The 11773-nt window shown below is 65.6% G+C and carries 10 protein-coding genes and 1 pseudogene; 2 read left to right on the forward strand and 9 right to left on the reverse strand.

The annotated features are described in order from the left end of the window. The 3 genes from MB84_RS01965 to MB84_RS01975 form a co-directional block, all read right to left on the reverse strand. The gene (locus MB84_RS01965; RefSeq protein ID WP_046290552.1) at positions 1–294 is read right to left on the reverse strand and encodes a hypothetical protein; all 294 of its coding nucleotides are present in this window, start codon (positions 292–294) and stop codon (positions 1–3) included. A 198-nt stretch (positions 295–492) separates the two neighbouring features. Then, positions 493–1707, reverse strand: a complete 1215-nt coding sequence (locus MB84_RS01970; protein ID WP_046293311.1) for a porin — start codon at positions 1705–1707, stop codon at positions 493–495. A gap of 220 nt (positions 1708–1927) precedes the next feature. Next, a complete protein-coding gene (locus MB84_RS01975) occupies positions 1928–3001 on the reverse strand; it encodes an NAD(P)-dependent oxidoreductase (RefSeq protein WP_157122613.1) in 1074 nt (357 codons plus the stop codon). A gap of 44 nt (positions 3002–3045) precedes the next feature. Between MB84_RS01975 and MB84_RS30840 the strand changes: the two genes are divergently transcribed. Next, positions 3046–3549 carry an AraC family ligand binding domain-containing protein gene (locus MB84_RS30840; RefSeq protein ID WP_245725462.1) on the forward strand — a complete coding sequence of 168 codons (504 nt, stop codon included), beginning with the start codon at positions 3046–3048 and terminating at the stop codon, positions 3547–3549. 45 nt (positions 3550–3594) lie between these two features. Next, entirely contained in the window at positions 3595–3849 is a 255-nt protein-coding gene (locus tag MB84_RS30845) for a helix-turn-helix domain-containing protein (RefSeq protein ID WP_245725463.1), read from the forward strand. Positions 3850–3916: 67 nt separating this feature from the next. Here the strand turns inward: MB84_RS30845 and MB84_RS01985 are convergent, their stop codons facing one another. The 6 genes and pseudogenes from MB84_RS01985 to MB84_RS02010 all read right to left on the reverse strand — a co-directional run bounded on the left by MB84_RS01985 (position 3917) and on the right by MB84_RS02010 (position 11770). After that, positions 3917–5938 (reverse strand): acetyl/propionyl/methylcrotonyl-CoA carboxylase subunit alpha, encoded by a 2022-nt coding sequence (locus tag MB84_RS01985; protein WP_046290554.1) that lies wholly within the window; start codon positions 5936–5938, stop codon positions 3917–3919. 205 nt (positions 5939–6143) lie between these two features. Beyond that, positions 6144–7133 (reverse strand): annotated as a pseudogene (gene bioB / locus MB84_RS01990) (biotin synthase BioB); the annotation flags it as partial. A gap of 136 nt (positions 7134–7269) precedes the next feature. Further along, the gene (bioD, locus tag MB84_RS01995) at positions 7270–8091 is read right to left on the reverse strand and encodes a dethiobiotin synthase (protein ID WP_065225742.1); all 822 of its coding nucleotides are present in this window, start codon (positions 8089–8091) and stop codon (positions 7270–7272) included. After that, entirely contained in the window at positions 8084–9292 is a 1209-nt protein-coding gene (gene bioF, locus MB84_RS02000) for an 8-amino-7-oxononanoate synthase (RefSeq protein WP_046290555.1), read from the reverse strand. The genes bioD and bioF overlap by 8 nt, the downstream gene beginning before the upstream one ends. Next, entirely contained in the window at positions 9289–10659 is a 1371-nt protein-coding gene (gene bioA, locus MB84_RS02005) for an adenosylmethionine--8-amino-7-oxononanoate transaminase (protein ID WP_046290556.1), read from the reverse strand. The genes bioF and bioA overlap by 4 nt, the downstream gene beginning before the upstream one ends. Before the next feature lie 319 nt (positions 10660–10978). After that, positions 10979–11770, reverse strand: a complete 792-nt coding sequence (locus tag MB84_RS02010; protein ID WP_046290557.1) for an enoyl-CoA hydratase/isomerase family protein — start codon at positions 11768–11770, stop codon at positions 10979–10981. Positions 11771–11773: the final 3 nt, after the last annotated feature.

Below are 11773 nucleotides of genomic sequence, written 5' to 3' on the forward strand. Positions count from 1 at the left end.
TTACGCGGCGTCCTTAAACTGAATGCGAGGGCACGGCGTGACGCGGTGGCTACGGCGATAGCGCAACACGCGGTCCATGTACGCTGCCGAGGCATTGCGCATGGCACGGCGGTGCAACTGCTTCACTCGCGCGGCCGACACCGAAATGGCCAATGCTGCGACAACCAACCAACTGACGAAAACCACAACACTTCTCCCCGTTGAGTGCAGCGCCGAGACGATCCGGGATGAACCGGTACGCATCGAATTCGAACGGAAATCAAAAAGCGTGGTGAGCGCCGGTCGCAACTGCATGTGACTTCAATGGAGTGAATTCTAAATAGATTCCCGAATAGGGTAAACCCTTAAAATCGCAAATAATGTATTTTTTTAGACGCATTTATTCGAAATTCCAAACGATCGTTTGAATGTGAGAGCCATCGAATTCAGAGGGAAATTGGCCCAAACCCGCATGCCTTCAAGGGTTTGGGCCGATGGGCTTTAGCCGGACGATCAGAAGCTGTGCTTCAGTCCCATACCCAGCAGCAACTGGGTGCGAGCACCGGCGTCGATGCCATAGGAGCCGACCGAGGCCGTCGCTTCCACGTCCTGTCCCTGACTCAGCGTCTTGCCGACCGCTTGCTGATAGCCGCCAATCACATAAGTCGACGTGCGCTTGGACAATGCATAGGTGACGCCCGCATTGAACTGGTTGTAATGCGCCCCGAGACTGCCGTCGGCGCGCATGCGCGTGTAGCTGTAGCCGATACCGGTGTTGATGGCTGGCGTAAGCGCATAGGTGGCGAAAGCATTCACGCTGTCGAACTTCGCCGTGCCGGTGAACAGCGACATGGCGTCGCTCGCATACTGCGCGTTCGAGAACGTCACGCCGAGAATCGCCGGACCGATCGCGTACTTACCGCCCACCCGTGCAATGCTCACCTTGCTTGCCGTGCGGAAACCGGCATTGATCGGCGAATTGAACAGCGAACCCGCGCTGCTCGTCCATTCGCGATATGGCCAGTCACCGTTGGCGAGCGGGTTCCCGCGATTGCTGCCGCCATCCGCAAAGAAGTAACCGGCCGCGAAGGCCACCGGACCATTGCTGTAGGCCCCCGCGAGGCCGTATGAGCGGCCCGCGCCTGTCTTCCCTGCGACGTTGCCGGTCGCATACATCCCTTCGAATTGCAGACCGCCGAAATTCGGCGTGGCGTAACGGATCGAGTTGTTGATGCGTGCGCCGTTGTCGTAGTTGTCGACGTCTCCCGGCGTGGCGAAGAAGCCGCCGAAGTAGCCGTCTGCCGTCAGACCCTGCACGAGATTGACGACCGGATCGTATTGACGGCCGATCGTCACTTCGCCCCATTCGCTGCTGCGCAGACCGACGATGGCCTTGCGCCCGAACGCGAGACCGCCGTTGCCCATCGATCCGTTGACGGCATTGAAACCGCTTTCGATCTGGAACAGCGCCGAGAGGCCGTTCCCCAGCGGTTCCGTGCCACGCAGGCCCCAGCGGCTGCCACCGATGATGTTGCTCGTGATGCCGGTAAACGACTCGGGGCCGCTGGCGACTGCGGTGTGATTGGCGTGCACGATACCGGAGTCGATCGTGCCGTAGAGCGTGACGTTGCTTTGTGCGCTGACGCCGGACGGCAGTGCGAGCAACGCGAGCGTCGCGGCGAGCGCGAGGGTGCGCAGGCCGGTGTTCAGGTGTGGACGTTGGTTCATGATGTCGAGCGCGTTGGCGCGCATGGTTGAAATCGACATCGAGAATATTGGCGAACACCTATTCGGAATCCTTATGAAAATTCCGAAACCCGGAGATCCGCATGGCAGCGACCGCCGTCCGAGGCCGCTGCCAGAATTTCTAGGAACCCTCCTTAGGAACCTTGTGCAAACACCGCGATAAGCGTGCTGGCGAAGCTCCCCGCTGGAAGCGTAGCTAGCGTCAGGATTCGTCGTTGCCCTCGCCCTGACCCCGTGGCAAGCCCGCGCGGCGCAAGGCGACACGCGACAGCGCGGCCCAGTCGAGTTGTCCCTCATCGTGAGCGAGGCTGTCGAGGTGGCTGTCGCGCAGCACGCTCGCGAACGGCATGGGAACGTTCGCTGCTTCACCGGCGAGCAACGCCAGGCGCACGTCCTTCGCGCCGAGCGCGAGCTTGAAGCCCGCCGGTTCGAACACTTGCTTCGAAATCGCCCCGCCGTATCCGGTATAGGCGGGGGTGTTGAAAATCGTCGACGTGACCATCTCGAGGAAGTCGCTGCCTGCAACCCCGTGGCCTTGTGCGAGCGCGGCCGCCTCGCTCATCGACTCGATGGCGCTGGCGATCATGAAGTTCGACGCGAGCTTCACGACGTTCGCCTGTTCGGGCGTGTCGCCGAACCGCCACGTGCGCTGGCCGAGCACGTCGAACAGCGGCTGGACCGTATCGATGACGGACGCCTCGCCCGCCACCAGCACGTTGAGTTTTCCGGCTTCGGCCACGTTCACGCGTCCCAACACCGGTGCAGCCACATAGCGCAGGCCCAGCGTCTCGCACTGTGCCTGCATCTCGCGGGCAAAGTCGAGCGAGACGGTGGCCATGTTCACCACGATGGCGCCGCGCGTGAGGGCGTGAAGCGCGCCGCCGTCGCACAGCACCGTGCGCGAGGTGTCGTCGTCGGCCAGCATGGCGATCAGCACGTCGACACCCAGTGCAGCCTGCGCGGGGCTTGCCGTCGGCGCGGCACCCTCGGCCGCGAGGGCGTCCACGGGGCCGCGCGAACGGTTCCACACGCGCAGCGAATAGCCTGCCTTGAGCAGATTGCGCGCCATCGGGGCGCCCATCGTGCCGAGTCCGAGAAATCCGATATTCATATGTTCTCCTGATGCAAAGGAATGCGTTGCAGCGCGGGGTGCCAACGGCCACCGGGTCGGTCGAGTCCATCGGGCACCCGCCGGTGAGACGCGCGTCAGCCAGCAGCATGACACCGGAAGCGAGTTTTCGCAGAGGAGACCGGCTAACGGTAAGATGAACGCCATCGACCCGCACCGGCAGGCTGCCCCTCTACGTTTGTGCCCTTACCATGACCGTTCGCTACAACTGGCCGACCTTCAAGACGCTGCCGTATCCGGTCTACTTCCGCTACGACGAGTTCGACGCGCAGACCGCCTGGGTGCCGCATCGTCACGACTGGGGCACATTCAGTTACGTGGCGAACGGCGTCATGCAGATCGAGATCGACGGCACGCGCTTTCTCTCGCCGCCGCAATACGCCGTGTGGGTGCCGCCGAAGGCGACGCACGCGAGCTTCAACGCACACGCCGTGATCTACCGATCCGTGTACATCGACGCATCGCTCGCCAGCGCCCTCCCGGCGAAGGCGGCGACGTTGCGCATCAGCGGCTTGCTACGCGCGATCCTGCTGGACTTCGCGGAACGTGGCGTCGCATGCCCGCAAACCGACGCCGACCGACGGCTTGCGCAGGTGCTCATCGATCAGATCGCGCTGGCCCCGGCAGAGCCTCGCTTCTTGCCGCAGGCGAGATCGCCGTCGCTGGTGCGTGTGCTGGATGCGCTACAGAGCTAGCCTGCCGACAATCGCACACTCGCTGCATGGGCGAAAACGATGTCGATGACGGAGCGCACGTTGGCGCGTCACTGTCTGACGGAGTTGGGGATGACGCTGGGGCAATGGCGGCAGCGCATGCGCTTTCTGCGGGCCATCGAGGCGTTGGAGGCGGGGCGGACGGTGAAGTCGATCGCGTTCGATCTGGGCTACGCCACACCGTCGGCGTTTATCGAGATGTTCACGCGCCAGTCGGGACTGACGCCGGAGCAGTTCCGGCGTCAGACGATCCTCAGCGCGTGCGCGCACGATTCGGCATGATGTTGGCATGACGTGGGCATCAGGCCGGGCCTTCGTGCGCGACACAGGACTTACGTCGCAACAAGATTCACCGCTTGAACGCCAGCAACTGCGCGCCTTCCGGCACCTGATCGCCCACGGCGTACAGCACTTCTTCGATCTCGCCGTCGGCCGGTGCGCTGATGGTGTGTTCCATCTTCATCGCTTCCATCACGAGCAGCGGCGCGCCTTTCTCGACCTTCGTGCCAGGCACCGCGAGTACCGCGATGACCTTGCCCGGCATCGGTGCGGTCAGACGGCCTTCGCCGCCTTCCTGCGCGCCTGCCTGTGCGAGCGGATCGTGCCAGCGCAGCGTCCACGACTGACCGTCGGCGAAGACGTGAGCCGTCTCGTGCTCGAAGTCGACGTGGCCCTGCACGCGGCGCTCGCCGAGCGTCACGCGGTACACGCCCGCGTCGTGGGCATAGCGGTACGGGAACGTTTGTCCGTCGATGCTCAGCGTGCTGGCCTGCGCGCCGCTCGTCAGTACGACGTCAAGTCGCGTCTCGCCATGATCGAACGAGAGCGTGCGCTGATAGTCGCCGTTCAGCCGCCAGCCCGTGGCCAGTTGCCACGGCGAATGGCGGTCGATGCTGTCCTGATACTTACGCAAGCCGACGACCGTCTCGCGCGCGAGTTGTGCGGCGACGGCCAGTGCGAGCGTGGTGGCAGGCACCGGCGCTGCGGCCGGGAACAGCGTGTCGCGGTGGCGTTCGATGAGACCCGTATCGAGATCGGCCCCGGCGAACGGTTCGCTCGCCACGAGGCGTCCGAGGAACGCGATGTTCGTCTGCACGCCGACCACACGGTACTGGCCCAGCGCACGACGCATGCGCGCGAGCGCCTCGTCGCGGTCCTGCCCCCACACGATCAGCTTGGCGATCATCGGGTCGTAGAACGGGGAGATGGTGTCGCCCTCGCGCACGCCCGAGTCGATCCGCACGCCCGCCGGTGACGTCGTGCCGCCGATCTCGAACTGCACCGCTGCGGGCGGACGCAGCGTCGAGAGCGTGCCCGTCGACGGCAGAAAGTTGTTGTCCGGATTCTCGGCGTAGATGCGTGCTTCGAGCGCATGTCCGTGAATGTGCAGTTCGTCCTGCTTGCGCGGCAATACTTCGCCAGCGGCCACGCGCAGTTGCCATTCGACCAGGTCGAGGCCGGTGATCATTTCGGTGACGGGGTGCTCCACCTGAAGACGCGTATTCATCTCCATGAAGTAGAACGAGCCGTCCTGATTGGCGATGAACTCGACGGTGCCCGCCCCGACGTAACCTACGGCGCGCGCGGCATTGCACGCCGCTTCGCCCATCGCACGGCGACGCGCTTCGGTCATGCCCGGCGCGGGCGCTTCTTCCAGCACCTTCTGGTGGCGACGCTGCACCGAGCAGTCGCGCTCGAACAGATAGACGCAGTTGCCGTGCGTGTCGGCAAACACCTGGATTTCGATGTGACGCGGACGCGTCAGATACTTCTCTACGAGCACGCGTTCGTCGCCGAAGCTGCTTGCGGCTTCGCGCTGGCACGAGGCGAGCGCGGCGCGGAAGTCTTCGCTGCGCTCGACCACGCGCATGCCTTTACCGCCACCACCGGCGCTGGCCTTGAGCAGCACCGGATAGCCGATCTCGTCGGCGCGCGCGTGGAGGAAGGCGGCGTCCTGATTGTCGCCGTGATAGCCCGGCACGAGCGGCACGGCGGCGCCTTCCATCAGGGTCTTGGCGGCGCTCTTGCTGCCCATCGCGTGGATGGCGCCGACCGGCGGGCCGATGAAGACGATCCCGGCCTCATGGCAAGCGGCGGCGAACGCTTCGTTCTCGGACAGGAAGCCGTAGCCCGGATGGATCGCCTGCGCGCCCGTGGCCTTGGCGGCGGCGATGATGGCGTCGATGCGCAGGTAGCTCTCGCGAGCGGCCGCACCGCCGACGTGTACCGCTTCGTCGCACACGGCCACATGCTTGGCCTGTGCATCGGCGTCGGAGTAGACGGCGACCGTGCGGATGCCCAGCCGTGCGGCCGTGGCCGCCACTCGGCAGGCGATTTCGCCGCGGTTGGCGATGAGGATTTTGTCGAACATGTTGCCTCCGGAAAATGATCGATTTGGGCGGCGTCGATGGTTAGGCCCTGACATCCCCGCTTGTGACGGAGCGTCGGCGCACTGACGCCATTCTCTTTACTATTGCGCTCTGCGGCCACACCGGATCGTCTCGTGCGATCTGATCGTGTGGCCGCATTCATCCTTAAACATCATCCTCGCCTGCGCGGCGACCGCGTGGCTTCGCTTAGTGGGCCGCGCAGGGCTTCGATGCGTCGCACTCGAGCGCGTCGCCAGCGTTTTGCGCGCCGAGCTTCTCTTCGGTCGACGTGCGCATGCCCAGGCGTGCGAGCAGCGCGCGGTCGGCTTCGGCCTGCGGGTTCTGCGTGACGAGCAGCTTCTCGCCGTAGAACATCGAGTTGGCCCCGGCGAGGAAACACAGCGATTGCAGCGCGTCGTCCATCATTTCGCGACCGGCCGACAGACGCACCATCGCGCGCGGCATCGTGATGCGCGCCACGGCGATCATGCGCACGAAGTCGAACGGATCCACACTCTCGTTGTTTCCCAGCGGCGTGCCCTCGACCTTCATCAGGTTGTTGATGGGCACCGACTCCGGATACGGCGACATGTTCGCGAGCTGCGCGATCAGACCGGCGCGCTCACGGCGCGTCTCGCCCAGACCGACGATGCCGCCGCAGCACACCTTGAGACCGGCGTCGCGCACACGGGCGAGCGTGTCGAGACGGTCCTGATACGTGCGCGTCGTGATGATCTGACCGTAGAACTCCGGCGACGTATCGAGGTTGTGGTTGTAGTAGTCGAGACCGGCGTCGCGCAGTTGCTGTGCCTGACCGTCGCGCAGCATACCGAGCGTCACGCACGTCTCCAGACCCAGCGCCTTCACACTGCGCACCATCTCGCCCACGGCGTCGACCTGATGCGGCTTCGGGCTGCGCCATGCGGCACCCATACAGAAGCGCGTGGCACCGGCTTCCTTGGCGCGTTGCGCCGCGGCGACGACTTCCTCGACGGGCATCAGCTTCTCGGCTTCCACGCCGGTGTCGTAGCGGGCCGACTGCGGGCAGTACGAGCAGTCTTCCGGGCAGCCGCCGGTCTTGATCGAGAGCAGCGTCGAGAGCTGGACGGCGTTGGCGTCGAAATGCTCGCGATGCACTTGCTGCGCGCGAAAGATCAGGTCGTTGAACGGCAGGGCGAACAGCGCTTCGATGTCGGCAACGGTCCAGGGCGTGTCGTTACGGCGCAGGGCTTCGTCGTGGCCGTGTGCGGCGGTGTGGGCGTGAACTTGCATAGTGAGATTCCTTGGATTCGGTAGATTCGGTGTTGGCGCGATGTCGGTGCATGGATCGCGCTCAGGCGGCGGTATGCTGACGCGGGCCGGACGGCGCCTGCGCAGTGCGTGCAGTGCGTGCAGTGCGATGGAGTGCGGTGTCGACCAGTGGCGCGATGTCGAGGTAGCCGGACGCGGTCGCCGCGTCGGGGTGCGCCAGATGCGGCACGCGCCCCAGTAACGGTGCGCCCAGTCGCGCGGCAATCGCGTCGATGTTCGCCTCCACGTGACGCATGTCCGGATCGATGTGATTGGCGACCCATCCGGCAATCGTGAGACCGCGCGCCGCGATCGCCTCGGCCGTCAGCAGCGCATGGCTGATGCAGCCCAGACGCAGCCCCACGACGAGGATCACCGGCAGGCCGAGCTGACGCGCCAGATCGGCGGTGTCGGGCGCGCTGGCGTCGGGACCGAGCGGCACGCGAAAGCCGCCGATGCCTTCCACGATCACGAGGTCCGCGCGCGCGGCGACTCGCGCATAGCCTGCCCGGATCACGCTGCAATCGAGGTCGATGCCCTCGGCAGCGGCGGCGATGTGCGGCGCCGTCGCGTCCTTGAGCACGTACGGGCAGTACCAGTCGTCGGGCAGCTTGAGATTGCTCGCGTCGTGCAATTGCTCCACGTCTTCATTGACGAAGCGCCCGTTGTGTTCCGACGCGCCAGCGGCCACCGACTTCAGCCCGGCGCACACCAGCCCGCGACGCGCTGCGGCATGCAGCAACGCCGACGAGACGAGCGTCTTGCCGATCTCGGTATCGGTGCCCGTGACGAAGAACGCGTGACGCGCGGTCGTCGCACGCTCGGTCGGCGCATTGGCGGCGGTGATGAGGTTGCGTTCAGCCATGCGCGTGCTCCGTCCAGTCGTTATCGAGTTGATTGATGGCGCGGGTCAGGCGTGCGACGTCCTCGGCGGTATGCGCGGCGCTGAGTGTGAGGCGCAGGCGCGACGTGCCCGGTGCGACCGTCGGCGGACGAATCGCGGGCACCCATAATCCGGCCTCGGCCAGCCCGGCTTGCGCATGCAGCGCGGCCGCGTTCTCGCCGAGGATGATCGGCTGCACGCCCGTCGGCGAGACCATGTGATGCCAGTGCTTCAACGTGAGCGAATCGCGCAGTTGCGCAATGCGCGCCTGCAACGTCGCGCGACGCTCGCGGCCCTCGTCGCCCGCGATAATCGCGAGACTCGCGAGCAATGCATGCGCCTGCGAGGGCGCAGCGGCCGTCGTGAAGATGTACGGACGGGCGCGATTGATCAGCCACTCGATCACGCTTCGATGAGCCGCGACGAACGCGCCACCGACACCGGCCGCCTTGCCCAGCGTGCCGATGATCACGAGGTTCGGCGAGCGCATGTCGAAGTGTTCGAACACGCCGCGTCCGTTCTCGCCGACCACACCGAAGCCGTGCGCATCGTCCACGATGAGCCACGCGTTATGACGCTCGGCGAGGGCGAGCAACTGCGGCAGCGGCGCGATATCGCCGTCCATCGAGAAGACGCCGTCGGTGACGATCAGCTTAGTCTGGGCGGTGCTGGCGTGGAGCAGAGCGGCGAGGGCGTCGACGTCGCCGTGCGGGTAGACGTGGGTCTTCGCACGCGAGAGCCGCGCGCCGTCGATCAGCGAAGCGTGATTGAGCGCTTCGGAGAAGATCTCCGAGTCTTTGTTGGCGAGCGTGGAGATCGTCGCCAGGTTGGCCATGTAGCCGGTGCAGAAATACAGCGCGCGACCATCGACCAGATGCGGCGACATGAACGCGGCGAGCGCGTCTTCGAGTTCCGCGTGTGCCTGCGAATGGCCGCTGATGAGGTGCGAGGCGCCACTGCCCGCGCCGTAACGTTGCGCGCCTTCGATGAGCGCTTCGACGACCTTCGGGTGTGCGGCCAGCCCGAGATAGTCGTTGCTCGCGAAGGCGAGGACGTCGCGGCCGTCGGCGCTCAGATGTGGCTGGCACGGGGTGCTCACCACGCGATGACGGCGACGCAGATGCTGACGGTCGATCTCGGCGAGCCCGGCGTCGAGGCGCTCGAGCAGGGGATGGGTCGTCATGCCGTCACCTCCCGTTGCATCGATGCATCGAAGGCGGCGAGCGTTTGCGTGGCCATCCAGTCGAGGGTGCCGTCGTCGAGTACGTAAGGCGGCATCAGGTACACCGTCGAGCCGATCGGACGCAGCAGCACGCCACGCGTGCGGGCTTCGGTGTAGAAGCGCTTCGCGAAGGCACGCGCCGCGCCGGGGGCGTCCGGCAACACGGCATCGAAGGCCCAGATCATGCCGCGATGACGAAAATGCTCCGCACGCGGATCGTCGGCCAGCGGCGCGAGGGCTTGCGTGAGACGCGCTGCGCACACGGCATTTCCGGCAAGGACGTCGTCGTCCGCAAAGATGTCGAGCGCGGCCAGCGCAGCACGACACGCCAGCGGATTGCCGGTGTACGAGTGCGAGTGCAGGAAGCCGCGCGCGGTGTCGTCGTCGTAGAAAGCGTCGTAGATCGCGTCGCGCGAGAGCACGAGCGAGAGTGGCAGATAGCCACCGCTGATGCCCTTGGAGAGCGTCAGCAGATCGGGCCAGATACCGGCCTGCTCGCTCGCGAAGAACGTGCCGGTGCGGCCGCACCCGACGGCGATTTCGTCTGCAATCATGTGTGCGCCGTGCTTGTCGCACAGCGCACGCACGAGGCGCAGGTATTCGGGATCGTGCATCGCCATGCCTGCCGCGCACTGCACCAGCGGCTCGACGATGACGGCGGCGATGCGTCCTTCGCGCTCGGTGAGCAGCGTGTCGAGTTCGTCGGCGGCGCGGCGGGCGACATCCACGCCCGTCTCGCCATCGCGCGCCTGACGCGCATCCGGCGACGCTACGACGTGCGCGTGCCGCAGCAGCGGATCGTAGGCGTCACGGAACAGGGCGACGTCGGTGACGGCCAGCGCACCGAGCGTTTCGCCGTGATAGCCGTTGCGCACGCAGACGAATTCGCGCTTGTCGCTGTGGCCCCGATTGCGCCACGCGTGAAAGCTCATCTTCAGGGCGATCTCGACGGCCGACGCACCGTCGGACGCGAAGAACGCATGACCGAGTACGCCGCCGGTCAATGCCGACAAACGCTCGGACAAGGACACGACGGGCTCATGCGTGAAACCGGCGAGCATCGCGTGTTCGAGGCGGCCCAACTGATCGATCAGCGCCGCGTTGATGCGCGGGTTCGCGTGGCCGAACAGATTGACCCACCACGAACTGATCGCATCGAGGTAGCGTTCGCCGCCAGTGTCGACGAGCCAGGGCCCTTCGCCGTGAGACAGCGCGACGAGGGGCAGCTTTGCCTGTTGCTTCATCTGCGTGCAGGGGTGCCAGACCTGTCGCAGACTGCGCGCGGCGAGATCGCCGGGACCGTTGGGGGGGCGCGCAGAGGCGTCCATCTTTGACTCCTTGGAGGGCCGTGACGGGCGATAAGCCGGGCGAGATGCCCGACGCTCGTCGTCCGTCTGGCTGGCCGGTGCGGGGCATGGCGCGCTGCGCTGCTGCACGTGGCCGGAGGTGGGGGATGGGCGCATGGTAGGCAAAGCGATTTGGCAGGGCAATAGGCGGATTTGGTGCGAAAAATCGCTGTTTTGTGAGCCGTAAAGAGACGTTATCGACAATATCGTAAAACCCGCCGATAACGCTCCGGCATCTCCGCCGTCACCCCTCCCAAAAAAATTTTGTAACCGTCGACATGGACGAATTTCGCGCGTTCGCTCAGGACGCGTCGCGCCACGACGGCGAACGCTTCTCCAGGAACGAACGCACGCCTTCGCGACCTTCGTCGCAGGCCCGGATCTTCGCGATGCGCTCGGCCGTGTCGGCGATGGCCGCCTCGTCGATGGCGCGCCCGGCGAAGTCCTGCACAAGGCGCTTGCACTCCTTCACCGCGTTCGGGCTGTTGTCGACGAGCGCCTTCGCCAGCGCGCCGACGGTGCTGTCGAGCGCATCGGCGCTCACGAGTTCATGCACCAGTCCGAGACGCTGCGCCGTGGTGGCTGTGAAGCGTTCCGCCGTCACGAAGTAGCGACGCGACGCCTGCTCGCCCAGCGCGCGCATCACATACGGGCCGATGGTGGCGGGAATGAGACCGAGCTTCGCTTCGGACAGGCAGAAGTGCGCCGTGTCGACGGCAACCACGATGTCCGCCACGGCGGCGAGGCCGACGCCGCCGGCGTACGTGTCGCCCTGCACGCGCGCGATCACCGGCTTCGGGCAGCGGTAGATCGTGTTGAGCATGACGGCGAGCGTCATGGCGTCGGCGCGGTTCTCGGTGTCCGAGTAACCGGCCATCTTCTTCATCCAGTTCAGATCGGCGCCTGCGCAGAACGCGACGCCTTCGGCGGCGAGCACGATGGCGCGCACGTCGTCGTTCGTCGCCAGCGCGCGAAACGTGCCGGTCAGTTCTTCGATGACGGTTTCGTTGAACGCGTTGCGCACGTCCGGACGGTTGAGCGTGACGGTGGCGACGTGGGCGTCGACACTGAGCTTGAGCGTAGCGAGTTGCATGAC

The sequence above is a fragment of the Pandoraea oxalativorans genome, from assembly GCF_000972785.3.
Classification (GTDB): domain Bacteria; phylum Pseudomonadota; class Gammaproteobacteria; order Burkholderiales; family Burkholderiaceae; genus Pandoraea; species Pandoraea oxalativorans.